This is a genomic window from Streptomyces sp. NRRL F-5135 (assembly GCF_000719775.1).
GTDB classification, from domain to species: Bacteria; Actinomycetota; Actinomycetes; order Streptomycetales; family Streptomycetaceae; genus Streptomyces; species Streptomyces hebeiensis.
The window spans coordinates 146,963-171,882 of the sequence record NZ_JOHR01000004.1 but is presented as its reverse complement, the minus strand read 5'-3'; the positions used below and the strand labels follow the sequence as shown (position 1 = coordinate 171,882).

Sequence of the window (24,920 nt, the reverse complement as noted above, 5' to 3'; positions counted from 1 at the left end):
GACGGTCTCGCGGAGCGCGATCAGACTGTTGTGGACGGTCACGATTGTCAGCGCCCGCCGTGCAGGAGTTTTCCGCTCGTGCGGGTCATCGGCCCCGGCCCGCTGACGGGCAACCCTTCCACCGCGACGGGGTGCCCCGGGTGACGACCAGGCCCCGCCGGAGTGGCGGGACAAGCTCGGTCTCGCGTCCCGCGAGCCCCCGACGGTGGGACCGGTGAGATGCCCAGGAGTGCCGGCGGAAGAGCGGACGCGACACGGTGTCACGGGCGCTCTCGCGCGCCCCGTTCCCTCCTTCTGACGCGGCGTCTGCACATCGACCTGCTGCGCGTCAGCAGCGCCTGCGCTTCCGCCCGTTAGGGACGTCCCCGGCCACACGTCCGCGAAGGACCGGTGGTTGCCGGGCCACCGATCAGCCACTGCCCACGGGGCCCGCTTCGGCCTGCCCGCCCCCGGGGCCCCTCCCCGTCCGCCCACCGGTGCCGCCGTTTGCCACCGGGGCCCCTCCACCACCTCTTGGAGAGCCATGCCCCCGACCACCGCGCCCAGGACCGCCACGCACCCGCGCACGCCGGCCCCGCCCTGTCCGCACACGACACCTTCCGCCCGCCCCACTCCCGCCTCCGTCCCCTTCCGCAGCCGGATCGGGGACGACCGGGCCGGCGGGTTCTACCCGGCGCCGCGCCGCTACCACCTGTATCTCTCGGCCGGCTGTCCGCGCTCGCTGCGTGTCGCGCTCACCCTCGGCCTGCTCGGGCTCGGGGACGCGGTCACCACCACGGTCCTCACGCTGCCCGCCGAGGCCGACGCCCCCGGTCCGCTCGCCGGGCTGCGCCGGGCGTACGAGGCCACCCGGCACCACTACGACGGTCCGCTGACCGTGCCCGCGCTGTGCGACCGGTGGAGCGGACGCGTCGTCAGCAACCACACCTCCGACATCCTGCGCGACCTCGTCGACCAGGTCGGCGACCGCGACCACGACCGTACCGGCCGGGTCGCGGACCTGCGTCCCCCCGCCCTCCTGACGGAGATCGAGACCGTCCGTGCGCTGCTCGACGAGGACGTCACGCGGGCGGCCCAGCGGGCGTGCGCGGCGGCCGCGCGACCGGGCCGGGACGAGGCCCGCCGGACGCTGCTCGCGGCGCTGGACCTGCTCGAAGCACGGCTGACGCGGGGACCCTACGCGGTGGGCGACCACCTCACGGCCGCGGACGTGGACGTCTGGGTGGCGCTGGTGCACCTCGACGGCGTGCAGCGGCTCCACCTGGACGCCGGAACCGCACAGGACATCGGCCGGTACGAGCGACTGTGGGCCTACGTACGACGGCTGTACGGCCACCCGGCCTTCCAGGCCGCCTTCCGCCCGGACGACATGGACCGTCTGCACCGCCGCACCTGCGACGCCCCGCTGTCGTCGGGCGCGGATGTGACGCTGCCGGGGATCCTCGGCCCGGTCTGACCCTTGGAGGCCGGCCCGCTCAGAGCCGACCCGCCGCCACGATCCGGCGCAGGAAGCGCCGCGTCCGCTCGTGCCGCGGTTCACCGAAGACCCGTGCCGGCGTGCCTCGCTCCAGTACCACGCCGCCGTCCAGGAAGCACACCTGATCGGCGATCTCCCGGGCGAAGCCCATCTCGTGGGTGGCCAGCACCATCGTCATGCCGTCCTCCTTGAGGTCCCGTACGACCGAGAGCACCTCACCGACCAGTTCGGGGTCGAGCGCCGCGGTGATCTCGTCCAGGAGCAGCAGCCGGGGCCGTACGGCCAGGGCCCGGACGATCGCCGCCCGCTGCTGCTGTCCGCCGCTGAGCCGGTCGGGGTACTCCCCCGACCGGTCGCCGAGGCCGAGGCGTGCCAGCAGCTCCCGCGCCCGGTCCTCGGCCTCCGCGCGCGGGAGGCCGAGCACGCGGCGCGGCGCGAGAGCGGCGTTCTCCAGCACCGTCATGTGCGGGAAGAGGTTGTACGACTGGAACACCACGCCGATACGGCGGCGCACCGCGTCCGGATCGACCCCCGGGGCGGTGATCTCCTCGCCGTCCAGGAAGATCGCGCCGTCGTCGACCTCCTCCAGCAGGTTGGCGCAGCGCAGCAGGGTCGACTTGCCCGAGCCGGACGCGCCGATCAGCGCCGTCACGGTGTGCGGGGGCACGTCGAGCGAGACGTCCCGCAGGACGACCCGGCCACCGCCGTCGGCTCCGCCGGCCCCGCCACCCCGGCCGGCCCGGCGACCCGGGCGGGTGCCGCCGAAGGTCTTGCGTACGGACTCCAGTCGCAGCACCGGATCCTGATCGCCCGTCATACCGTTCCTCCCTGTGCGCGCCGGCGCTCCGTGCGGGTCGTGACCCAGTCGGTGAAGCGGGTCATCGGGATGGTCAGCGCGACGAAGACGAGGCCCGCCACCACGTACGGCGTGTAGTTGAAGTGTTTCCCGGCGATGATCTGTGCCGCGTACACGGCGTCGACCGCACCGGCGATCGAGACGAGGCCGGTGTCCTTCTGGAGCGAGACCAGGTCGTTGAGGAGCGGTGGAATCACCCGCCGGACGGCCTGCGGCAGCACCACGTACCGCAGGGTCTTGGCACGGGAGAGCCCCAGCGAGCGGGCCGCCGCCCGCTGGGAGGGGTGCACGGACTCGATACCGGCCCGGAACACCTCGGCGACGTAGGCGGAGTACGTCAGCACGAGGGCCGTCCCGCCGAGCAGCACCGGGTCGGTGGTGACGCCTTGGAGCCGCAGCGCCGGTACGCCGAAGACCACCATCAGCAGGCAGATGATCAGCGGCAGTCCGCGGAAGAAGTCGGTGTAGGCGACGGCCAGCGCCCGCAGGGGGAAGAAGACCGGGCCGCGCAGGGTGCGGGCGACGGCCAGCAACAGTCCGAGCACCAGGACGCACAGGCCGCACACCGCCAGCAGGCGCAGGTTGAGCAGCAGCCCTTCCAGGACCTTGGGCAGCGCCATCCGGGCGTACTCGGCGCTCAGGAACGTCTCCCGGGTGCGCTGCCAGCCGGGCGAGCCGGTGACGAGGAGGACGAGGACGAGGCCCGTCACCAGGGTGGAGAGGGCGGCGATCGCCGTGGCGCGGCGGGCCCGGGCGCGTTTGTACCGTTCGCGCTCGATCCGGCGCGCCGAGGGCGTGTACGGGTCCTCGGCGGCGTGTCGGTCCGGCCGGTCGCCTCGCCCGGCGCGCCGCCCGACGCCGCTTCCGCAGTCCTTCGCCGGGTCCTGCCGGTCGTTCTGGCCGTCGTCCCGTCTGTTGTCCCGTCCGTCGCCCCGGCCGTCGTCCTTTCCCAGCGGGAACGCGTTCGGTGACGTCATGTCAGCACCGGGACGTCCACGGCGTCGGACAGCCAGCGTTTCTCCAGGGCGGCCAGTGTGCCGTCGGCGCGGAGTCCGTCGACGGCCCGGGTGACACAGGGCGTGAGGGCACTGCCCTTGTCGAGGACGAGCCCGAACTGTTCCTTCTGTCCGGTGGTGGCGGCGAACTGTCCGACGACCGTCGCCTCCGGGACCTCGGCCGAGGTGATGAAGAACGCGGTCGGCAGGTCGACCACGATCGCGTCGACCTGGCCGCCGCGCAGCGCGGACTTGGCGTAGTCGTTCTTCTGGAACACGGCGGGCCGCTCGCCCGGCCGGATGGTTTCCTCGATCACATCGAGGCTGGTGGTACCGACCTGGGCACCGAGCTTGGCATCCCGCAGTTCCGCCGCGCTCTTCGCCGTGGCGTACCGGGACTTCTTCAGGGCGACGACGGCCTGGCGCACGTCGTAGTAACCGGAGGAGAAATCGACGGCCCGTTTGCGCGCGTCGCTGATGGAGATCTGGTTGATGTCAAAGTCGAACGTTTTGTCACCTGGCGCGAAGGAGTTGTTGAACGGCACGGTCTGCCAGACGACTTGTTCCTTTCCGTAACCGAGTTCCTCGGCCACGGCATGGGCGACGGCGGATTCGAATCCCTTTCCGCTCGCCGGATCGTCGTCCTGGAACCAGGGCGCGTAGGCGGGCTTGTCCGTCCCGACCGTCAGCTTCCCCGGTGCCTCGGTGGGCAGTTCGCCCGGGGCGCACGCCGTCGAGGACGCGCTGTCGGCGGACGACGTCGGTTCCTGCGGGGCGCACGCGGTGGCGGCCATGGCGAGGGCGAGCAGCGCGGGGAGGAGCCCGCGAGCGGTGATCAGGCGCATGGCGGGAGAGTGGCACCGGGCGGGGGCGGCTGTCGAGATCACCGGCATTGCGGTCGCGTGAAATCCGCCGCCCCCGCGGAGCAGCGGCGGCCCGGTGCCGATGCCGACACGCCGCCCCGCCGGGGACCGGCGTCACAGGCGTGCGCCCACCGCCGCGCCGTTACGGGGAAGCAGGAAGGAACGGGACGGCGGCAGGGCTCCGCCGGCGGCACGCGGGCCGGTGAGCGGACCCGGATCGGTGCTCAGGACGGAGGACTCGTTCCAGGTGCCGCCCAGGTTCCAGGAATTGCCGGTGGCGACGGCGCCGTTCTTGATACTGGCGGCCGTCCCGTCCGCCACGGACAGGTTGCCCGTGAAGGCGGCGGCCGAGCCGGTGGTGTCGGCTTCGAACCCGGTGCCTTCGTTACGGAAGCTGGAATTGCGGGAGATCACGAGCGCGCCCGGATTGCCGTTGTCGGTGATGCCGTGCGCCGCGTTGCCGTACGCGACGCTGTTGCGCAGGGTGTGGCCGGCCGTCGGCGCCGGGGTGCCGCCACCGAGCTTGAAGCCGTTGCCGTCACCGGCGAAGTCGGGAAAGTTCCAGCGGTTGTAACCGTTGCCGTACGCGACGGTGTCCTCGATCAGGATCGGCGAGGTGAACTTCCAGGCGTCGAAGCCGTCGTCTACGTTGTTCCACAGCCGGGCGCCCCGGACGACGTTGCCCGCACCACCGCCCTCCTTGATGGCGAGGCCGTCGGCGCTCTCGCCGTTCTTGCGCGGGTCGCGATTGGCGTAGGAGTCGAGGTTGAGGATGAGGTTGCCGCTGGAGTCGCCCTGGAGCTGGAAGCCGCTCTCGTAGTTGTCGTGGACGACGAGCCCGGAGAAGACGTTGTGGTCGCATCCGTCGCAGTAGTAGGCATACGGCCCGTTGATGATCTCCAGTCCCGACACCTGCCAGTAGGACGCCTCCTGGTGGACCGCGCCGCGTTCGGCCCGGGGGATACTGCCGCCGACCGGCGTGTGACTGGCCGGCAGGCGTTCGCCGTCGACGACGACCTTCTCGTCGCGGTAGGCGCCAAGAGTGATCGGCCGGCCCGCTTCTCCGGAGGTGGTGATGGTGATGTTGTCCGTCAGGGCGTAGGTGCCCGCGCGGACGGCGACGACATCACCGGGGCGGGCCCGGTCGACCGCCTTCTGGATGGTGCGCAGCGGCTGCTGGAGCGTTCCGGGGGCGGAGTCGTCACCGTTCGGCGCGACCACGATGGTGGGATCGGCGAGGCGTGCCGCCACCTGTGGCGCGGTCACCGTCGGCCCTGCCGCTCCTCGCGCCGCCGCCCCCGAAGTCACCGCGGCCGGCGCGGGGACGGCCCGCGGCCCGTCCTCGGTGCTCACCGCCCCGGCCGCGCCCGCCGCCGTTGTCGTTCCCACCATCCACGCGATGCCGGCCACCGCCGCGAGCATGCCTGAGACACGCATACCGACCCCTTTCTCTCCCGCGTGTCCCGCCACCGGCCGGACACCCGCCACCGAACCCTGACCGGGGCGTGTTTCGGGACACGCCCCGGTCCTGTCGGTAGGAGTGGTCACCCGGTTCCGAAACGTTGTCGGGTACGTCCGCACCGGTGGAGGGGTGCCGGGCGGTCAGCCGACGGCCTGTCCCGCCTCGCGCCGGGCGGCGGCCTTACCCGCCGTCTCCTCCGGCAGCTTGAGCAGGAACGTCAGCAGGAAGGCGACCAGGTACAGGCCCAGGAAGAGCAGGGTGACGCCGCCGGCGCCGACGAGCGGGAGGAAGAGGCTGGCGATCGCCGGGCCGACGAAGGCGGCGCCGCCCGCGCCCAGGTTGAGCAGGGCCATGGCGCCGCCCTTGTTCTCCGGCGCCATGGACGGGATGAGCGCCGAGATGGGCACGAATCCGGCCAGGGTCGCCCCGTAGAGCATGCCGGCCACCACGGCGACCCAGTAGTGATCGGGCCCCAGCCAGACCGGCACGAAATAGAGCGTCGTGACGCTGATCGCGCAGCCGAGCGCGCCGAATCCGGCGATGGTGGGCCGCCAGCCGATGCGGTCGGAGAGGGCGCCGAAGACGAGGTTGAAGAAGATGTTGGTGCCGTAGATGATCGCGAGCAACTGGAGCCACTTGTCCGTGCCGAATCCGACGTCGTCGGAGAAGATGCGCGGCAGATACACCAGCATCCCGAACTCGGGCGCGGTGTTGATGATCCGGACCAGGCAGCCGACGAGGACGCGGGGGTGCGTCCAGATGATGGAGACGGATTCGCGCAGGCTCTGGCCGGTGGTGACCTCGGGCGGCGCCAGTCGGTCGCCGCCCGGCCTGTCGCGCGCGCCGACCAGGGCGAGCGCGCCGCCGACGAGGATGAGGACGAGCGCCGACCACAGCGTGCCCAGCCGGCCGACGGCGGGGATCGTCAGGGACGACCAGAGCGAACCGAGGGTGGGCAGGCCGCCGGTGAAGGCGAAGTAGAACCAGCCGACCGCGGTGCCCAGCCTGGCCGTCGGCGCCGTGTTGGTGATCCATACGAGGAAGCCGAAGGCGAAGAGGGGGTAGCCGAACCCCCGGATGCCGTAGAAGAGCATCATCAGGGGGAAGTTCTCCGTGCCCAGGGCCAGCAGCAGGTACGCGACGTCGAAGACGGCCCAGATCGCGAGCCCCACCCACATCACCCGGCGCGGCCCCCATACCTGGCAGAGCGCGCCGGAGAACCAGGACGCCAGCATGACGGCGATGCCGTAGACCGTGATGACGTATCCGGCCCGTACGTCCGTGCCGGCTCCGTGGTCGGCCATGTAGGGGGCGATGAAGCCGGACTCGACGCCGTCACCGATCATGAACAACAGGAGGCCCGCGTAGCCGAGGAGCAGGGGCTTCGGCAGCCCCAGCCGGTCCGCCGCGCCCCGCCGGCCCGCGACCGCTCCCACCTTGGCGCCCGGCCCCGCGTCCGAGCCCGTTTCCGGACCCGCGTCCGAGCCAGTCTCCGGGCCGGTTTCCGAGCCCGTGGTCCCTCCCGGCATCGCTACCTCCACTCTGAGGCGAATACGGAGTACGACCGCAGATACTCGGGCGGACGGGAGGAAATGGCAAGACGCCCGGTGAAGGCCCGTTGACTCTCCGTGAAATCCGGCCGATCGGCACACGGTACGGTCATCAGCCGGCGGGGCCGCGCCCGGCCCCACTCGGCCCCGCTCGGCCCCGCTCGGCTCGGCCCCACTCGGTCGGTTTCGGCCCGGGAGGGTCAACGGGTTGACACCACGTCAATCCGGTGTGCCGCGGAACAAGTGCGCCAGGTCCTCGATGACACCGTGCGTGGCGTGTGCCAGGACCTCGGGCTCGGTGGGCCCGCCGCTGTAGCCGACGACGGGCATGCCCGCCGCGAGGGCGGCGTCCACACCCGCCGGGCTGTCCTCGACGACGAGGCAGTTCCCGGGCGGGCAGCCCTGGCTGCGGGCGGCATGGAGGAAGAGGTCCGGCGCGGGCTTGCCGAGGGGGACGTCGTCGGCGCTGAACACACGGCCGGCGAACCGCTCCATGAGCCCGGTGGCCGTCAGGGAGTGGGCGATGCGTTCGTGGCTGCCGCTGGAGGCGACGCAGTACGGGAGGGGGCGGCGGTCGAGGAGGTCCAGCAGTTCCACGACACCGGGCATGGTGAGCGGCCGGGCCGCGAACGCGTCGCGGACCCTGCCGCGGTAGTCACGGAGCCATTCGGGGCCGACGGGCACGGTGGCGTGGGCGCGGACCTGCTCGTACAGGTACGACTCGGGGCGGCCGAGGAAGCGTTGCCGGACGAGGGCCGGGGTGAGGGGCCAGCCGACTTCCCGGGCCATCTCCGCCACGATCGCGGGGCCGGTGCGTTCGGTGTCGACCAGGACCCCGTCGCAGTCGAAGATGACGAGCCGGGTGCCGCGCGGCACACCAGGCGCGGGAGCGTTCGGCGTTTTCGGCGCGTTCGGCGTTTTCGGCGCGTTCGGTGTGTTCGGTGTGTTCAAAGGAGGCCTCGCTGTCGTAGGGCACCAGGGCGCACTGTGTCATGCCGGCGGCCCGGTGGCACCACCGGAGGCACACCCGCAAAGGTCATGACGTCATGATGACTTGGGAAACCCGGCCGGGACCTCCGCACAAACCCCTGGGATCGGGAGGCAGTAGAACCCCACAGGTCAACCGGGGGGCGCAAGGACAGAGTCCGGCGCACCCCCAGGGGACGATGATCACATTTCGCTTCGGTAGCGGCTATTGACGCTTTCACCAAGCTGTAGTCATCATGACGTCTCGACGACACATGAACTCAATGAGGAGATCACGGATGGCCGGGCACAAGTACGCGCGAGTGCGCGACCATCTGCTGCGCCGTATCCGCGATCTCCCCGTGGGCGGACAGCTGCCCGCGGAGAGTGTGTTGTGCGCGGAGTACGAAGTGAGCCGCATCACACTGCGCCGTGCCGTCGACGAACTGGTGCAGGACGGCCACCTCGTCCGCGAGCACGGCCGCGGCACATTCGTGACCCACCCGCGCTACCACCTCAAACACCGCGAGCGGTTCGTGAACGAGGTGACCGGCTTCTACACCCAGCTCGCCCGCCAGGGCCACACCGTCACCTCGGAGGTGCTCACCCAGGAGAGCACGCGGGCCGGCACCCGGCTGGCCGCCCTCCTCGACATCAGCCCGGCCACACCGGTCGTCCGGCTGGAGAGGCTGCGCCGGGTCAACGGAGTCGTGCATCATCTCGCCGAGTCGTACGTGGAGGAGGAGCGCTTCCCGGACGTCCTGACGACCGACTTCACCGCCATCTCCCTGTACGCCTATCTGCGTGCGCACCACGACCTGCTGCTCGCCCGCAACGAGATCGTGGTCGGCCTGCACCTGTGTGACGGTCGTGAGGCAGGTCTGCTGGACGTGACCGAGGGGGCGGCGCTGCTGCTGGCCACCTCACGCGTCTTCGAACCGGGCGGGAAGCCGGTCATCCACGGCACGTCCAAGTTCGTCCCCGAGACCGCGGAGCTCTCCTTCGACATCGTCGCGGACGTCGAGTAGCGGCCCGCCACGGAACCGATCACCAACCGTACGAAGTGAAACGTGTGGAGTACCCATGCTCAGTGACCTGCTGACGGAGGAGCGCATACTCTTCTCCCCGTCCGAGCTGACCTGGCGGGAGGCGGTGGCCGGCGTCGCCCGGCCGCTCCTGGCGGCCGGTGACATCACCCCGGACTACGTCCGGGCGATGCTCGATTCCATCGCGGCCGGCGGAACGTACATCGATCTGGGCCACGGCATCGCCCTGGCACACGCCCGCCCCGAGAACGGGGCCGTGCGGACCGCCATGTCGATGCTGCGGCTGCCGGCACCCGCCCCGTTGCTCGACGACCCGCTCCACGCCGTCGACCTCTACTTCTGCTTCGCGGCCGTCGACGCCGAGGCGCACATGAGCGCCATGGCGTCACTGGCCCGCATCCTGTCGGACGCCGGCACCCGTCAAGCGCTGCGCGACGCGGCCTCGGCGCCCGAAGTCATCAAGTTGATCACTCAGTTCGAGGAGACCCGATGAAGTTCCTGGCCATGTGCAGCACCGGACTCGGCAGCAGTTTCATGGTGCGCATGAACATCGAGACCATCGTCCGTGAACTGGGGCTCGCGGACGTCGCGGTGGAACACTCCGACATCAGCTCCGCGGGACCCGGCAGCGCCGACGTGTTCTTCGTCGCGAAGGATCTTCAGGACGCGGCCCAAGGTCTCGGCGACGTGGTCGTGCTCAACAGCATCATCGACATGGACGAACTGCGCGACGCGGTGAAGTCCGCGGCCGCCCGCCACGGCCTCCTCTGACCGCCGCACCGGCTTTCCCCACCGTCGTTCACGGACCGCCCCGCCGGCCCGTCCGGCCGTGAGCCCACGCCGCCCAGTACGGCACACATCACCAACCCCGCACGTCACGGCCTCGTCGTGCCCGAAGAGAGGCGTTGTCAGTGAACAGCGTTCTGCAGAAACTCCTGGACATATTCCGCGAACCATCCGTCATCGTCGGCCTGATCGCCCTGCTGGGCCTGCTGCTGCAACGCAAGTCGGTCTCCGACACCATCAAGGGGACGACCAAGGCGTTCGTCGGCTTCCTCGTCCTGGCGGCGGGCGCCGGAGTGGTCTCCGGCTCGCTGACCCCGTTCGGTGAGATGTTCCAGCACGCCTTCGGTGTGCAGGGTGTCGTGCCCAACAACGAGGCCATCGTCGGCAAGGTCCTCACCGACTACGGCTCGCAGGCCGCGCTGATCTTCTTCTTCGGCATGGTCGTGAACGTGCTCCTGGCCCGGTTCACCAGGTTCAAGTTCATCTACATGTCGGGGCACGTCGCCCTGTACCTGGCGGCCATGATCGCCGTGATCCTCATCGCCAACGGCTTCAGCTCCTGGCAGGCCGTCCTCTGGGGCGCCCTCGCCCAGGGCCTGGTCACCACCCTCTCCCCCGCGCTCGTGCAGCCCTGGATGCGCAGGGCCACCAACAACGACACCGTGGCGCTCGGCCACACCGGCAACGTCGGCATCGCCACCAGCGGCCTGGTCGGCAAGCTCGTCGGCGACCCCACGAAGTCCACGGAGGACCTGAAGATCCCCAAGGGGCTCGGGTTCCTGCGTGACACCACCGTCGTCATCGCCGTCTCCATGGGCGTCATCTATCTGCTGGTCACCCTGGTGGCCGGGCCCGGCTACGTGGAGGACAAGCTCAGCGACGGCCAGTGGTACCTGCTGTGGGCCGTCATGCAGGCGGGCACGTTCTCCGCGGGCGTGTTCATCATCCTGGCCGGTGTCCGGGTCGTCCTCGCCGAGATCATCCCGGCCTTCAAGGGCATCTCCGAGAAGCTGGTCCCCAACGCCAGGCCCGCCCTCGACGTCCCGATCGTCTTCACCTTCGCCCCGAACGCCGTGCTGATCGGCTTCCTGTCCAGCTTCGTCGGCGGACTCGTCGGCATGGGCGTCCTCGTCGCCGTGGGAGGAACGATCATCATCCCCGGCATCGTCGCCCACTTCATGACCGGCGCCGCGTCCGGCGTCATCGGCAACGCCACCGGCGGCCGGCGCGGCGCGGTGCTCGGCGCCCTGACCAACGGCCTGCTGATCACGTTCCTGCCGCTGCTGGTGCTGCCCTTCCTCGGGGACGTGGGGCTGCAGAACTCCACCTTCTCCGACGCCGACTTCGGCGTCTCCGGCCTCCTCCTCGGCGGCGCCGTCCAGGCCGGTCACGCGGCCGTCATCGGCCTGATCGTCTGCGCCCTGGCCGCCGTCCTCATCGGCAGCGCCGTCACCACCCGCCGGGCGGCCGGCAAGGCCGAAGAGGCACCGGCCGCGGCCGAGGAGGGCCGGGCCGCCTCCTGACCGGCCTCCCGGAGGAGCGGCGCACCCGGGCACCGCAAGCCCGCACACCGCGCCTGCGACGAAGCGGCCCGGCACACCGCCGAGCCGCTTCGTTCCGCATGTCCGTCTCGTCGGGCGCCCGTCAGGCCGCCGCTGAGCCCCGCTCCCCCGGGTCACGGTGGATCGGCGCCTGTGAGCCCGTCAGTGGCACGCCGGTGCCGCCCCGGCGGGCCGCGACGATCTCCGCCGCGATCGACAGGGCGGTCTCCTCGGGCGTACGGGCGCCCAGATCGAGGCCGATCGGCGACCTCAGACGGGCCAGTTCCCGCTCGCCCACGCCGGCCTCGCGCAGCCGCCGGGTGCGGTCGGCGTGGGTACGGCGCGAGCCCATGGCGCCGACGAACGCGACCGGCATCCGCAGGGCTTCCGCCAGCAGGGGCACGTCGAACTTGGCGTCGTGGGTGAGCACACACAGGACCGTGCGGCCGTCGGTCTCGGTGCGCCGCAGATAGCGGTGCGGCCAGTCCACCACGATCTCGTCCGCCTCGGGGAAGCGCGCCCGGGTGGCGAAGACGGGGCGCGCGTCGCACACGGTCACATGGTGGCCGAGGAATTTGCCGGCCCGCACGAGCGCCGCGGCGAAGTCGATCGCGCCGAAGACGATCATGCGAGGGGGCGGCACGCTCGACTCGACGAACAGCGTGAGGCCGCCGGGACAGTGCGAGCCGTCCTCCCCGATCTCGACCGTGCCGGTACGGCCGCCGTCCAGCATGGCCCGGGCCTCGGCGACCGCCGTCCTGTCCAGCTCCGCGGCGCCGCCGAGACCGCCCTCGTACGACCCGTCGGGGCGTACGAACAGGGCCTTCCCGAGCAGGCCGACGGGCCCCCGGGCGACCCGGGCGACGGCAGCCGGCTCGCCCCGGGCGGCGGCGACCAGCGCCGAGCGGAACACCGTCCGGGCGGGTGTGTCCGCGCGGACGGGTGTGATCAGGATGTCGATGACACCACCGCAGGTCAGCCCGACCGCGAAGGCGTCCTCGTCGCTGTAGCCGAACCGTTCGAGGCGGGTCCCACCGTCCTGGAGGGCCTCGGCGCACAGCTCGTACACCGCTCCCTCCACGCAGCCGCCGGAGACCGAGCCGATGACCGTCCCCTCGTCGTCGACGGCGAGGGCCGCGCCGGGGCCGCGCGGTGCGCTGCCGCCGACGGCCACGACGGTCGCGACCGCGAAGCTCCGGTCCTCCGCCGCCCAGCGCCGCAGTTCCGCGGCGATGTCAAGCATCCGGCGCTCCCGTGTCCGCGAGCAGGACGCGGTCGGGCCGGATGGGCAGGCTCCGGTGGCGTACACCGGTCGCGTGCCAGACCGCGTTGGCGACGGCCGCGGCCGCGCCCACGATGCCGATCTCGCCGATGCCCTTGATCCCGACGGGGTCCTCCGGGTCGGGGTCGTCGATCCAGTCCGCCTCGACGCGCGGTACGTCGGCGTGCGTGGCGACGTGGTAGCCCGCGAGGTCGGCGCCGTAGTGCCCGCCCGTCGCCCGGTCCCGTACCGCCTCCTCGTGCAGCGCCATGGAGATGCCCCAGGCCATCCCGCCGACGAGCTGGTTGCGCGCGGTGAGCGGGTTGACGATCCGGCCCGCCGCGAAGATGCCGAGCATGCGGCGTACGCGCACCTCGCCGGTGCCGGTGTCCACGGCGACCTCGGCGAACTGTGCCCCGAAGGAGTGCCGTTCCTTCTTGGCGAGGGCGCCGACGGCCTCGGACGTGTCCGACCGTACGGTGATCCCCTCCGGGGGGACGTCGGCGCCCGGCGCGAGGCGTTCGCGCAGTTCGCGGGCCGCCGCCGAGACGGCCCAGGCCCAGGAGCGGGTGCCCATCGAGCCGCCCGCGATCATCGCCGGTCCGAAGTCGCTGTCCCCGATCCGCACCCGGACCCGGTCCGGTGTCACCTCCAGCGTGTCGGCGGCGACCAGGGTGAGCGCGGTGCGGGCCCCGGTCCCGATGTCCGCCGCGGCGATCCGCACGGTGAAGGAGCCGTCGGGCTCCGCCGTCACGGCCGCCGTGGACGGCCCGGCCCCCGCGCCGAAGGAGGCCGCCGCCGTACCGGTGCCCAGCAGCCAGCGCCCTTCGCGGCGCAGGCCGGGGCGCGGGTCCCGGTCCGCCCAGCCGAACCGCTCGGCGCCCTCCCGGAAGCAGGCGAGCAGCCGGCGGCTGCTGAACGGCAGCCCGGAGACGGGCCCCCGGTCGGGCTCGTTGCGCACGCGCAGCTCGATCGGGTCGATCCCGCACTTCTCCGCGAGTTCGTCGAGCGCCGCCTCCAGGGCGAACGATCCCGGTGCCTCGCCCGGCGCGCGCATGAACGTCGGTGTGGGCACATCCAGCCGTACGACCTCATTGGCCGTGCGGTGGGCGTCGGCGTCGTACATCACCCGGGCCACACCGGCGCTCGGCTCGACGAACTCGTGCACGGTCGAGGTGAGGCTCAGGGCGCGGTGCTCCAGCGCGAGGAGCCGTCCGTCGGCGTCCGCGCCGAGCCGGACCCGCTGGGCCGTGGGGCTCCGGTAGCCGGTCAGCGAGAACATCTGACGTCGCGTCATGACGACGCGGACGGGGCGCTGGAGGAGGGTCGTCCCCATCACGGCCGCCACCTGGTGGGCGCGCAGGCCCTTGCTGCCGAAGCCGCCGCCGATGTGTTCGGAGCGCACCCGCACCGAGGCCGGGTCGAGCGAGAACATCTTGGCGAGTTCGAGGGCGACCCAGCCGGTGCCCTGATTGGAGTCGACGACGTCCAGCCGGCCGCCGTCCCACCGGGCGGTCGCGGCGTGCGGCTCCATCATGGCGTGGTGCTCTTCCGGCGTGGTGTACTCCTCGTCCACCACGACGGCGGACGCGGCGAGAGCGGGCTCCAGGTCGCCCTTCTCCGTCACCGCCGGCATGAAGGAGTCCAGTGTGTACGCGCCGGGGTGGTCCCCGGAGAACGCCACGTCGTGAGGCTCCTCCTCGTAGCGCACCACGAGGGCTTCGGCGGCTTCCCTGGCCTGCTCGGGCGTCTCGGCGACGACCATCGCCACCGGCCATCCCACATGCGGCACCCGGTCGTGCTGGAAGACCGCGGCGGTCGGGTCCGGCTTGCCCAGTATTCCGATGTAGTCGGTCTCGACGCGCGGGGCGTTGCCGTGGTGCAGGACGGCGAGGACGCCCGGCATCGCGAGGACGGGGGCGGTCTCCACCGAACTCACCCGGCCGCGGGCGACGGTGGACAGCGCCAGCCAGCCGTGGGCGAGGTCGGCGAACGGGATCTCGCCCGCGTAACGGGCCGCTCCGGTGACCTTGTCACGGCCCTCCACGCGGGTGTGCGCGGTGCCGACGGCACCCTTCGCCGGCGTGGTCCTGATCGGGGCGGTGGTCATCGGGCGGCCTCCTCGGCGAGCTGTGTCAGCACGGCCACCACGAGGTTGCGCATCAGTGTCACCTTGTATCCATTGTGGGGCAGCGGCTCCGCGGCAGCGAGTTCGGCGTCCGCGGCGGCGGCGAAGGCCCCGGCGTCGGCCGGTGCCCCGAGCAACGCGCGCTCGGCCGTGCGGGCCCGCCACGGCCGGGACGCGACCGCGCCGAAGGCCAGGCGGACATCGTGCACGACGCCGTCCCGGACGTCGAGCGCGGCGGCGATCGAGCCGATCGCGAAGGCGTACGAGGCGCGTTCGCGCACCTTCCGGTAGCGCGAGCGGGCCGCGACGGCGGCGGGCGGCAGGGTGACGCCGGTGATCAGCGCGCCCGGCGGCAGGGCGGTCTCCAGGTGCGGGGTCTCGCCCACGGGCAGGTAGAACTCGGCGAGCGGCGACTCGCCCGGCCCTTCGGCCGTTTCGTAATGGACGACCGCGTCGAAGGCCGCGAGTGCCACGCCCATGTCCGAGGGGTGCACGGCCACGCAGTGGCCGGAGGCGCCCAGGATGGCGTGGTTGTGGTGCTCGCCCTCGATCGCGGGACAACCGCTGCCGGGAACGCGCTTGTTGCATGGTTTGGTCACGTCGGTGAAGTAGCCGCAGCGGGTGCGCTGGAGCAGGTTCCCGCCGACTGTGGCCATGTTGCGCAGCTGTCCGGAGGCGCCGGCCAGCACCGCCTGCGCCAACGCCGGGTAGCGGCGGCGCACTTCGGGATGCGCGGCCAGGTCGCTGTTGGTGACCGTCGCGCCGATGCGCAGGGCACCGTCCTCGGTCGACTCGATCCCGTCCAGGGGGAGTTCGCGTACGTCGACGAGGAGGGCGGGCCGCTCGACGCCCGTCTTCATCAGGTCGACGAGGTTGGTGCCGCCGCCGAGGAACCGCGCCTCGGGATCGGCGTCGAGCAGCGCGACCGCGCCGGAGACGTCGGACGCGCGCCGGTATCCGAACTCTTTCATGCCGCCACCTCCGTGGTGCGTGCCGCCGTGCCCGCCGCCCGCGCGGTCTCCGTGCCGCCCGATGCCTCCGCGGCCCGGGTCCCGGCCCCGGCCCCGTCCGGCGGGCCCGCTGTTTCCGCCCGGCTCCCCGCCGCCCGGGCGATCGCCTCGACGATCGACACGTACGCGCCACAGCGGCACAGGTTGCCGCTCATCCGCTCCCGGATCTCGTCGGCGGTCAGGGCCGGCGCTCCCGCTTCGGGGCGGACGTCGTCGGTGACGGCGCTCGGCCAGCCCGCCGCGTGTTCCTCGATCACCGCGACGGCCGAGCAGATCTGGCCCGGCGTGCAGTAGCCGCACTGGTAGCCGTCCAGGTCGAGGAACGCCTGCTGCACCGGGTGCAGTCGCTCGCCCTCGGCCATGCCTTCGATGGTGGTGACCTCGCGCCCCTCGGCCGCCACCGCGAGTTGCAGGCAGGAGACCGTCCGGCGGCCGTCGAGCAGGACCGTGCAGGCACCGCACTGCCCCTGGTCGCAGCCCTTCTTCGTGCCGGTCAGATCGAGACGCTCACGCAGTGCGTCGAGCAGGGTGGTGCGGTGGTCGACGGAAAGCGCGTGCTCCTCGCCGTTGATCTTCAGGGTGATGGCGCTGTACGTCGATGAGGGGGCTGGGGGCATGATCAGCCTTCTTTCGCGTATCCGGGAACGCCGACGGGCGACGGTCCGGCATGCGGTAACGAATCAGATACGGGGAGAGGCCGCTTCGCGCGGCGATGTCGGGGCCGGGACCACGCGGGACAGCGCGACGGACGGGGTGGGCGAGGATACGAACGAGTAACGCGAACGCCACCGATCGCCCACGCCGACCGCATCCACCGCTATGGTGGTCCAATCGGACAGTTGTCCATTACTGGGAAAACCTAACGGACAGCTGTCCGCTTAGCAAGGTCGAATTCCGGCCTCGCCGCGGAGGAGGACGAGTGCGGCAGAAGAAGGACGCGGTGCCCCTGCGCTCGGACGCGCAGCGGAACCGCGAGCGCATTCTGGAAGTGGCCCTGGCGGAGCTGACGCGCTGCGCCGACACCCCGCTGAGCACGATCGCGAAGAAGGCGTGCGTCGGGCAGGGCACCTTCTACCGTAACTTCCCCAACCGCGAAGCGCTCGTCCTCGAGATCTACCGCCATGGGATGCAGCAGGTCGCCGACTCCGCCGCCCAGTTGCTCAGGACCCGGGACCCCGAACGGGCCCTGCGCGAGTGGATGGACCTCCTCGCCCGGTTCGCCATGGCCAAGGCCGGTCTCGCGGACGCGATCCGCCAGGCCATGGCCTCCGGGAACCTGACGAAACCGGGACCCGCCCCGGTGATCGCGGCGGCCGAGCTGCTGCTGCGCGCCAACGAGGCGGCCGGTACCATCCGGCCCGGCGTGACCGGGGACGACCTCTCCCTCGCCATCGCCGGCCTCTGGCAGATCGACCCCCGCGAGGACTGGCAACCGCGCGCCGCCCGGCTGCTGGACCTCGTCATGGACGGACTGCGCGCGGGAGCACCCGAACGGTGAGCGCCCACCGGTCCGGACGGGCCCGGAACCCCCGCACGGACGTGTACGACGTCGCCGTCGTCGGAGCCGGCATCGTCGGCGCGGCCCTCGCACGGGAGCTGTCCGGCCACGAGCTCACCGTCGCCCTGGTCGAGGCCCGCGCCGACGTCGGCGACGGCACCAGCAAGGCCAACACCGCCATCCTGCACACCGGCTTCGACGCCGAGCCCGGCACCCTCGAATCCCGGTTGGTCGCCCGCGGCTACCACCTGCTGTCCGCCTACGCCGAGGCCACCGGCATCCCCGTCGAACGCACCGGCGCCCTGCTGGTGGCCTGGGACCGGGAAGAGCTCGGCGTCCTGCCCCGCCTCAAGGAGAAGGCCGAGGCCAACGGCTACCAGCACTGCCGCCTCGTCGACGCGGACGAGGTCTACCGCGCCGTCCCCGCCCTGGGCGAAGGCGCCCTCGGCGGCCTGACCGTGCCCGACGAGTCCGTCATCTGCACCTGGACCACCAATCTGGCCCTGGCCACCGACGCCCGGCGGCGCGGCACCGAGCTGCTGCTGCGGCACGCCGTCACCGGCGTCCGGCGCGACGACGGCCACACCACCCTGCTCACCACGGCCGGCGACGTCCGTGCCCGGTGGGTCGTCAACGCCGCCGGTCTCGGCGCCGACCACATCGACCGGCTCTTCGGCCACGACCGCTTCACCGTCACCCCCCGCCGCGGCGAGCTGTTCGTCTTCGACAAGCTCGCGCGCCCCCTGGTCGACACCATCGTCCTGCCCGTGCCCACGTCCCGTGGCAAGGGCGTACTGATCGCGCCGACCGTCTACGGAAACGTCATGCTCGGCCCCACCGCCGAAGACCTCACCGACCGCACCGACACCGCGACCTCCGAAAGCGGCCACGACTTCCTGCTCGGCAAGGGCGAGCGGCTCATGCCCAGGCTGCTGGCCGAGGAGATCACCGCGAGCTACGCGGGCCTGCGCGCCGCGATCGACCACGGCGACTACCTCGTCGAAGCGACCCCCGAGCAGCGCTACCTCCTCGTGGGCGGCATCCGCTCCACCGGGCTGTCCGCCGGCCTCGCCATCGCCGAACACGCGCGTGGCGTCCTGGCGGGCGCCGGCCTGCCCCTGCGCGCCCGCGACCGGCTGCCCGATCCGCCGCGCATGCCCAACCTCGGCGAGGCCGCCGAGCGTCCTTACCAGAACGCCGGACTGATCGCCCGGGACCCGGCCTACGGCACCATCGTCTGCTTCTGCGAGCGCGTCACGGAAGGCGAGATCCGGGACGCCTGCCACGCCCCCGTGCCCGCACGCGACCTCGACGGGCTGCGCCGCCGCACCCGCGCCATGAACGGCCGCTGCCAGGGATTCTTCTGCGGCGCGGCCGTCGAGGCGCTGCGCGCGCGGCACCACGCCGACGACGGCCGCGACCGGGCCGACGGCCGCGACGAGGACTGAGGGACCACCGATGAATCACCGGCCCGCCCCACTCACACCCGACGTCCTCGTCATCGGCGCCGGGCCCGCGGGCCTGACCGCGGCCGCGGAACTCGCCCGCCGCGGCAGTGGCCACGTCCTCGTCGTCGACCGTGAGCAGCGGGCCGGCGGCATCCCCCGGCACAGCGACCACACCGGGCACGGGGTGCGGGACCTGCGCCGCGTGCTGTCCGGGCCCGCCTACGCGCGGCACCTCGTCGGCCTGGCCACCGCCGCCGGGGCCGAGATCCGCACCCGCACCATGGTCACCGGCTGGGCCGACGACGACACCGTCGACGTCACCGGCCCCGACGGCCGCTACCGGATCCGGCCCCGGGCCACCGTCCTGGCCACGGGTGCCCGCGAACGCCCACGCGCCGCCCGCCGCGTCCCCGGCGACCGCCCCGACGGCGTCTACACGACCGGCCAACTGCAGAACCTCGTCCACCTCCACCATCGGCCGGTCGGCACGCGGGCCGTCATCGTCGGGGGTGAACTCGTCAGCTGGTCCGCGGCCCTCACCCTGCGCGAGGCGGGCTGCACCCCCGCCCTCATGGTCAGCCAGTACCCCCGGGCCGAGTCCTACGCCGCGTTCACCGCCGCCGGACGGACCCTGCTGCGCCTCCCCGTCGCCACCCGCAGCCGCGTCACCCGCGTCATCGGCACGGACCGCTGCCGGGCCGTCGAGATCGAACACCTCGACACCGGCAGGCGCCGTACCGTCGCGTGCGACACCGTCGTCTTCACCGGCGACTGGATCCCCGACCACGAACTCGCCCGCGGCGCCGGCATCGATCTGGACCCCGGCACGCTCGGCCCGCTCACCGACACGGCCCTGCGCACCAGCCGCCCGGGCGTCTTCGCCGCCGGCAACCTGATCCACCCCGTCGACACCGCCGACGTCGCCGCCCTGGACGGCAGGCACGTCGCCCGACAGGTCATCGACCACCTGAGCGGCCGTCCCCGCCCGGCCGAGGGGGTCCGGCTGCTCGCCGAGGCACCCTTCCGCTGGGTCGCCCCGCAGATCCTGCGCCCCACCGACCCCGCGCCCGCCCGAGGCCGACTGCTGCTGTGGACCGACTCCTTCGTCCGCCTCCCCAAGGTGACCGTCCGCCAGGACGGACGGACCGTCGCGCGCCGCACGCTCGCCTGGCCCGCCGCCCCCGGCCGGGTCTTCCGGGTCCCGGCCGGTCTCCTCGACGGCGTCTCGACCACGGGCGGCCCGGTCCGCATCGGCCTGGACGGGGCCCGGTCCGGGGCGTAGGGCGTGCGAGCCGGGAGGCACGATGTGGGCGGGCGCGCCGTGGGCACGGCAGCCCGATTCAGGACCGTACGAGCACACTGGAGCGACTGGATGACCCTGGGCACCGAAACGACCGGCCGGATGAAGCGGTCTCCCGATGTCGAGGACGAGGTCCTCGACGTGACGCACCACCAGGACCCCGGCCGGAACCGGCTGACCCCGGTGGTGCAACTGCCGTCGGACGCCGCCCTGGCCGTGGTCGACGCCCTCGCCGGTCTGGTCCGGTCGGCCCACCGCCGGGAGGGGTCGAGCCCGACCCCGGCCGGTACGCTCAAGCAGGCGCAGGTCTTCGAGGAAGGCGACGTCTTCATGCTGGAGCCGCCCTTCGAGGGCTTCTTCGCCGACCGCTACCTGATGGACTTCTACGACACCGCCGACCGCGACATATGCTCGCGCATGCACCTGCACACCGGACTGCGGTTCGTGCGGATGATGACCGGCCCCGGGACCACGATCCGGGTCTCGAGCCTGTCCCCGATCACCGTCCGCCCCGCGGTGGGCTGGACCGATCCGCTGAGCACCTTCACCGACGCGCTGCCCGGTACCCCGCCAGGGGTGCACCGCCACCGGCACAACGTGATCGTGCCACCGAACTCCTGGGTGGACATGCAGATCCCTCGCGGGGTGTCCCACCAGTTCAACGCGGTGGGCCCGAACGCGGTCATCGACTCCGTGCACCCGGAGGAATCCATCGAGACCCTGCGCGAGGGGATGTCGGGATACCGGATGATGGCGCAGACCATCTTCCTCGCCAAGGACAAGAGCCCGGCCGCCACCTGCGCGGACATCACGGGCCCGGACGACAGCACGCACGCCTGACGACGGGGCCCGTCCGCCGCGTTCCCGGGGCGGGGCGAACGGCTGGACGCCGCCCGCCCCGCGCCGAGGACGGGTTCCCCTCAGGCCGTGGCCGGTTGAGCGCCGGGAGAGGCCGGTGCCAGACGGCCGGTCCGGTGGAGCGCGTGGAGGGCTCCGGAGCAGGCCAGACCGAGGGCGACCAGCACCAGCCAGGGCAGCGCCGGCACACCGGCCTGCCGGGCGGCGTCGAGGGACGCCCCGGTGAGCAGGTTGCCCACCGTGATCCCGACGCCGCAGATGGTGTTGTACAGGCCGTAGTGGGTGGCGACGAGCCGGTTGCCCGAGAGCCGGACGATGGTGTCCATCTCGAAGGGGTACGCGATCATCGTGCCCAGCGCCAGCAACAGCGCGGCCAGCGTCGGCGGCACGGCCGCGAGCAGCCACCGCCCGGCCCCTCCGTCGGGCACCGGCACGGCGGTGGCCACGAGCAGGGGCACGAAGGCCAGCCCCATGCTCGACAATCCCCAGGCCAGGGCCTGTCCGGGGGCGAGACGTCGCGTGCACCACGCGGTCACCCGGGTCTGCCCGAAGATCGTGGACAGGCCGGACGCCGCGAAGAGCAAGGCCACCGCCGCGGTCTCGACCCGGCCCCCGTCACCCAGGCGTCGCACCTCCAGCGGCAGCGCCAGATAGACCTGGAACGACAGGACGTACGAACCGATCATGGCCGTGGCGAAGAGCAGGAAGGCCCGGTTGCGCGCCACGCTCCGCCACTGGGACAGCACGCCTTCCCGCTGCCCCGCCTCGGCGTTCTCGTCCTTGTCAGCGGCCCCGCGGGCGGGCAGCATCCGGATCTGTACGACGCTCAGCAGGCCGAAGACCACCGCGGAGACGAGGCAGGTGACCCGGAAGTCGATCCCCGTCAGCGCCATTCCGACCAGCGGTCCGAGCAGGATCCCGGCCTGGTAGAAGACGTTGAACAGCGCGAACGCCTCGACGCGGCGCTCGCCCGCGTCGGCGGCGAGGTAGGCCCGTACGGCCGGGTTGAACAACGCACCCGCGAACCCGGTGGCCGCCGAGGCGGCGAGCAGCGCCGGTACCGAGTCCACCAGCCCGAGCGTGGCGAAGCCGGCGGTGCGCAGCACGCATCCGGCGACGATCAGAGGTTTGTAGCCGAAGCGGTCGGCGAGGGTGCCGCCGACGAGGAACATGCCCTGCTGGCTGAAGTTGCGTACCCCCAGGACGAACCCGACCAACCAGCCGGCCAGACCGAGGGTTCCGGACAGGTGCTGGGCCAGGTACGGCATCAGCATGTAGAAGCCGAGGTTGATGGTGAACTGGTTGGCCATCAGCAGTTGGACGCTCCGGTCGTAGGACCGGACCTGCGCGAGCGTTCGCTTCACCGGGCGCCGCCTTCGGCACGGGTGCCGTTTTCGGTACCGGCATCCGCTTCGGTACGGGCGTCGTCCTCACCGTGCGTACCGCCTTCGGCGCCGGCGGACCGGGCCGCGGTCGGGGCGAGCGGGTCGACCACCGTGGTGCAGCGGGTCCAGCGGGTGACCTCCTTCTCGTCGGACCGTCCGACCACCTCGGGATCGGGCGCAGGGGAGACGCCGAGCAGCCCGTGTTCGGCGCAGTAGGCGTCGTCGTAGACGGTCTCCAGGTACCGCTGCGGACCGTCGGGGAAGACCGCGACGATCCGCGCGTCCCCGGGGAGCGTACGGGCGAGCCAGCCGGCGGCCAGCGCGACCGCGCCGACGCTCCAGCCGCCGGTGGCGTAGTGCGAGGCGGCCAGTTGCCGGCAGGCCCAGACCGCTTCGGCGGGAGCCACCCAGTGGACCTCGTCGAAGCTCTCGTACGCGACATTGCGCGGGTGGATGCTCGATCCGAGCCCGCGCATCAGCCTGGGCCTGGCCGGCTGGCCGAAGATGGTCGAGCCGATGGTGTCCACGCCCACCAGGCGCATCGCGGGGTAGAGCTGGCGGAGGACGCGCGAGATGCCCGCCGAGTGTCCTCCCGTGCCGACACTGCACACGAGGACGTCGATGTGGCCCACCTGAGAGGCGAGTTCGAGAGCGAGCGGCGTGTAGGCGGCGACGTTGTCCGGGTTGCTGTACTGGTCGGGGCTCCAGGCTCCGGGATGCCGCGCGAGCAGTTCGGCGACCCGGTCGCGGCGGGCCTGCTGCCAGCCGCCGGTGGGGTGGGGGCGGGGTACGAGGTCCACGGTGGCGCCGTAGGCGGCCAGGAGCCGGATCATGGACGGTTCGAGGCCCGGATCGGTGACGAGCGTGACCGGGTGGCCGTAGACCATACCGGCCAGGGCGAGGCCCAGACCGAGCGTGCCGCTGGTCGACTCGATGACGGGGCGGCCGGGCAGCAGGTCACCGCGGGAGCGGGCGCGTTCGACCATGTGGAGGCCGGGGCGGTCCTTGATGCCGCCGGGGTTGAAGCCTTCGAGTTTCGCCCAGAATCCACGGCCCGGCGCGGTGAACGGCTGTGACACCCGCAGGAGGGGCGTGTTGCCGACGAGCCCCGGCAAGGTCGCGCCCGCGGGCGTGAAGTCGCTCATGACGGGCCGGTGGACCGGGGAATGGGCCGGGGAATCGGCCGGGGAATCGGCCGAGGCGTGGATCGTCGAGTGTGTCGGAGAGTGAGCCGACGAGTGGGTCGAGGAGTGCATCTCTTCGCTCTCATTCGCTGGGGAAGCTGTACGGGGCTGTGCGGGGGGGCCTCGTCTCGCGCGGCGCTCATGAGGAGAGCGGGGCGCGGCGGTCCGGCCACGGCCGACCGCGGGGCCGGTCCTAGATCAGCCATCTGCACAGGGCGGCCAGTGCGGTTCGGCCGCCGTTCGGTATGCAGCTGCGGAGAGCACCAAGAGGTTCGGCGATGAGCGGCCCGGCCACGCGTACGTGCGCGGCCGCGGTGGCCGGGCAGGGCAGCGCACGGAAGGGCAGCGGTGTGACCCCGGCCCGGCCCGCGTCGGAGGCGGAGCAGCCGTCGGGTGCCTGCCGCCCGGCGACCGTGTTGCCGCGGAGGCTCCCCTCGGGTGTCGAGAGGGAGCGCGACACACTGCCCGGGCCGCCCGGGGACGGGTTCGCCCGATGGGACACGTCCGCCGCGCACTGCACCATGGCAAGCAGCAGGGCACTCAGGGCGGCCCATACGAGCCATCGTTCCCAGAGCGCGCGGATCCACGGCGGACGCCGACGTCCCAAGGTCGGGACCGCCCGTGAGCGGTCGAGAGGGAGGGTAGAGCAGGACGGCACAGATCCTCCGCGCGGCGGCCGCCCGCGCCGGATCGTCCACGGCGGGGCAGGGGTGTCAGGGCGGTATGACGGTCCGTCGGGCCGTCCCCCACCGCGCAGGGAACAGCGGGCGGGGAGGCCGGACGCCATGCCCCGGTCGACGAGGGGAGGCGTCGGTGCGACGTCGTGCCGCTCCGCCGCGCCTCGGCGGGGTGTCGACCGGGTGGAGGTTCAGACCTTAGATGCGCAGTACGGAGGAGGCTGCCGCGGGTGGCGGGAGGACCGGACCGCGCACCACCGGGACGTGTCCGTGCCCCACGTGGGGCACGGCGTCGTTCGCCGTGGAGTTCAGCGCCGACGGACCCGGCATTCCCGTTCCGGGCCCCTGCGGGGGCTGGCCGAGCGCGCACTCCTGGAGCGCGTGGTGCTGCCCGTGCTCACCGTGATGACCGCCCGGCAGCTCCGTGTCGGGGAGGTGGCACGTAGCACTCGCGAACTGTGGGACCGCGGCGAGCGCCGTGGGACCGTCGGACAGCGCCGAGACGCTGTCCGACGAAGCGAGATGCCCGAGCGTTCCTTCGGGGCTCGCCGCGTGCGTGTACAACACGCCGAAGAGGATCAGGGCCAGTCCCAGCAGACGCAGCGGAGCCGCTGATGAGCGGCTCCGCC

24 protein-coding genes and 1 riboswitch are annotated in these 24,920 nt (G+C 72.4%); of the genes, 10 read left to right on the top strand and 14 right to left on the bottom strand.

From position 1 onward, the window contains the following. Positions 1–36: 36 nt before the first annotated feature. Positions 37–183, top strand: a riboswitch (SAM riboswitch). Positions 184–219: 36 nt separating this feature from the next. Beyond that, positions 220–357 carry a putative leader peptide gene (locus IG02_RS43830; protein WP_352085994.1) on the top strand — a complete coding sequence of 46 codons (138 nt, stop codon included), beginning with the start codon at positions 220–222 and terminating at the stop codon, positions 355–357. A 166-nt stretch (positions 358–523) separates the two neighbouring features. Beyond that, entirely contained in the window at positions 524–1,456 is a 933-nt protein-coding gene (locus tag IG02_RS0107605; RefSeq protein ID WP_051764643.1) for a glutathione S-transferase C-terminal domain-containing protein, read from the top strand. A 19-nt stretch (positions 1,457–1,475) separates the two neighbouring features. On the opposite strand, the gene IG02_RS0107600 is transcribed toward IG02_RS0107605, so the two are convergent. The 6 genes from IG02_RS0107600 to IG02_RS0107575 all read right to left on the bottom strand — a co-directional run bounded on the left by IG02_RS0107600 (position 1,476) and on the right by IG02_RS0107575 (position 8,079). Continuing rightward, positions 1,476–2,294, bottom strand: a complete 819-nt coding sequence (locus IG02_RS0107600; RefSeq protein ID WP_030743375.1) for an amino acid ABC transporter ATP-binding protein — start codon at positions 2,292–2,294, stop codon at positions 1,476–1,478. After that, entirely contained in the window at positions 2,291–3,310 is a 1,020-nt protein-coding gene (locus IG02_RS0107595) for an amino acid ABC transporter permease (RefSeq protein WP_078854279.1), read from the bottom strand. Before IG02_RS0107595 ends, IG02_RS0107600 begins: the two co-directional genes overlap by 4 nt. After that, positions 3,307–4,173 (bottom strand): ABC transporter substrate-binding protein, encoded by an 867-nt coding sequence (locus IG02_RS0107590; RefSeq protein ID WP_030743369.1) that lies wholly within the window; start codon positions 4,171–4,173, stop codon positions 3,307–3,309. The genes IG02_RS0107595 and IG02_RS0107590 overlap by 4 nt, the downstream gene beginning before the upstream one ends. A 132-nt stretch (positions 4,174–4,305) precedes the next feature. Further along, positions 4,306–5,628 (bottom strand): right-handed parallel beta-helix repeat-containing protein, encoded by a 1,323-nt coding sequence (locus IG02_RS0107585; RefSeq protein WP_030743367.1) that lies wholly within the window; start codon positions 5,626–5,628, stop codon positions 4,306–4,308. Between the two features lie 165 nt (positions 5,629–5,793). Then, positions 5,794–7,182 (bottom strand): MFS transporter, encoded by a 1,389-nt coding sequence (locus tag IG02_RS0107580; RefSeq protein WP_234314649.1) that lies wholly within the window; start codon positions 7,180–7,182, stop codon positions 5,794–5,796. Positions 7,183–7,422: 240 nt separating this feature from the next. Beyond that, positions 7,423–8,079 carry an HAD family hydrolase gene (locus IG02_RS0107575; protein ID WP_037802519.1) on the bottom strand — a complete coding sequence of 219 codons (657 nt, stop codon included), beginning with the start codon at positions 8,077–8,079 and terminating at the stop codon, positions 7,423–7,425. A 389-nt stretch (positions 8,080–8,468) separates the two neighbouring features. On the opposite strand from IG02_RS0107575, the gene IG02_RS0107570 reads away from it, so the two are divergent. The 4 genes from IG02_RS0107570 to IG02_RS0107555 all read left to right on the top strand — a co-directional run bounded on the left by IG02_RS0107570 (position 8,469) and on the right by IG02_RS0107555 (position 11,524). Continuing rightward, on the top strand, positions 8,469–9,197 hold the full coding sequence (locus IG02_RS0107570) for a GntR family transcriptional regulator (protein ID WP_030743358.1): 729 nt from the start codon (positions 8,469–8,471) through the stop codon (positions 9,195–9,197). A 55-nt stretch (positions 9,198–9,252) separates the two neighbouring features. Next, positions 9,253–9,708 carry a PTS sugar transporter subunit IIA gene (locus IG02_RS0107565; protein ID WP_030743354.1) on the top strand — a complete coding sequence of 152 codons (456 nt, stop codon included), beginning with the start codon at positions 9,253–9,255 and terminating at the stop codon, positions 9,706–9,708. Continuing rightward, on the top strand, positions 9,705–9,986 hold the full coding sequence (locus IG02_RS0107560; protein ID WP_030743352.1) for a PTS sugar transporter subunit IIB: 282 nt from the start codon (positions 9,705–9,707) through the stop codon (positions 9,984–9,986). Before IG02_RS0107565 ends, IG02_RS0107560 begins: the two co-directional genes overlap by 4 nt. 140 nt (positions 9,987–10,126) lie before the next feature. Beyond that, complete coding sequence (locus IG02_RS0107555) at positions 10,127–11,524, top strand: PTS ascorbate transporter subunit IIC (RefSeq protein ID WP_030743350.1); 1,398 nt, start codon at positions 10,127–10,129, stop codon at positions 11,522–11,524. Between the two features lie 121 nt (positions 11,525–11,645). On the opposite strand, the gene IG02_RS0107550 is transcribed toward IG02_RS0107555, so the two are convergent. The 4 genes from IG02_RS0107550 to IG02_RS0107535 are packed head-to-tail and all read right to left on the bottom strand — an operon-like array spanning position 11,646 to position 16,558. After that, complete coding sequence (locus IG02_RS0107550) at positions 11,646–12,785, bottom strand: XdhC family protein (protein WP_030743348.1); 1,140 nt, start codon at positions 12,783–12,785, stop codon at positions 11,646–11,648. After that, complete coding sequence (locus IG02_RS0107545) at positions 12,778–14,913, bottom strand: xanthine dehydrogenase family protein molybdopterin-binding subunit (protein ID WP_030743346.1); 2,136 nt, start codon at positions 14,911–14,913, stop codon at positions 12,778–12,780. The genes IG02_RS0107550 and IG02_RS0107545 overlap by 8 nt, the downstream gene beginning before the upstream one ends. After that, entirely contained in the window at positions 14,910–15,902 is a 993-nt protein-coding gene (locus IG02_RS0107540; protein ID WP_030743344.1) for an FAD binding domain-containing protein, read from the bottom strand. Before IG02_RS0107540 ends, IG02_RS0107545 begins: the two co-directional genes overlap by 4 nt. Then, the gene (locus IG02_RS0107535; protein WP_051764641.1) at positions 15,899–16,558 is read right to left on the bottom strand and encodes a (2Fe-2S)-binding protein; all 660 of its coding nucleotides are present in this window, start codon (positions 16,556–16,558) and stop codon (positions 15,899–15,901) included. The genes IG02_RS0107540 and IG02_RS0107535 overlap by 4 nt, the downstream gene beginning before the upstream one ends. A 302-nt stretch (positions 16,559–16,860) precedes the next feature. On the opposite strand from IG02_RS0107535, the gene IG02_RS0107530 reads away from it, so the two are divergent. From IG02_RS0107530 to IG02_RS0107515, 4 genes are all read left to right on the top strand, one after another. Then, positions 16,861–17,439, top strand: a complete 579-nt coding sequence (locus IG02_RS0107530) for a TetR/AcrR family transcriptional regulator (protein ID WP_030743340.1) — start codon at positions 16,861–16,863, stop codon at positions 17,437–17,439. Beyond that, positions 17,436–18,887: an NAD(P)/FAD-dependent oxidoreductase gene (locus IG02_RS0107525; RefSeq protein ID WP_234314648.1), complete on the top strand. Its 1,452-nt coding sequence runs from the start codon at positions 17,436–17,438 to the stop codon at positions 18,885–18,887. Before IG02_RS0107530 ends, IG02_RS0107525 begins: the two co-directional genes overlap by 4 nt. A gap of 10 nt (positions 18,888–18,897) precedes the next feature. Next, a complete protein-coding gene (locus tag IG02_RS0107520) occupies positions 18,898–20,169 on the top strand; it encodes an NAD(P)/FAD-dependent oxidoreductase (RefSeq protein ID WP_030743336.1) in 1,272 nt (423 codons plus the stop codon). A gap of 90 nt (positions 20,170–20,259) precedes the next feature. Beyond that, positions 20,260–21,027 (top strand): hypothetical protein, encoded by a 768-nt coding sequence (locus tag IG02_RS0107515; protein WP_234314647.1) that lies wholly within the window; start codon positions 20,260–20,262, stop codon positions 21,025–21,027. Positions 21,028–21,107: 80 nt separating this feature from the next. Here the strand turns inward: IG02_RS0107515 and IG02_RS0107510 are convergent, their stop codons facing one another. The 4 genes from IG02_RS0107510 to IG02_RS0107495 form a co-directional block, all read right to left on the bottom strand. Then, positions 21,108–22,409 carry an MDR family MFS transporter gene (locus tag IG02_RS0107510; protein WP_030743331.1) on the bottom strand — a complete coding sequence of 434 codons (1,302 nt, stop codon included), beginning with the start codon at positions 22,407–22,409 and terminating at the stop codon, positions 21,108–21,110. Then, the gene (locus IG02_RS0107505; protein ID WP_037802559.1) at positions 22,406–23,575 is read right to left on the bottom strand and encodes a PLP-dependent cysteine synthase family protein; all 1,170 of its coding nucleotides are present in this window, start codon (positions 23,573–23,575) and stop codon (positions 22,406–22,408) included. Before IG02_RS0107505 ends, IG02_RS0107510 begins: the two co-directional genes overlap by 4 nt. A gap of 232 nt (positions 23,576–23,807) precedes the next feature. Beyond that, positions 23,808–24,221 (bottom strand): hypothetical protein, encoded by a 414-nt coding sequence (locus IG02_RS0107500; RefSeq protein WP_158712257.1) that lies wholly within the window; start codon positions 24,219–24,221, stop codon positions 23,808–23,810. A 268-nt stretch (positions 24,222–24,489) separates the two neighbouring features. Beyond that, positions 24,490–24,858, bottom strand: coding sequence for a hypothetical protein (locus tag IG02_RS0107495; RefSeq protein ID WP_158712256.1), 369 nt, complete (start codon positions 24,856–24,858; stop codon positions 24,490–24,492). Positions 24,859–24,920: the final 62 nt, after the last annotated feature.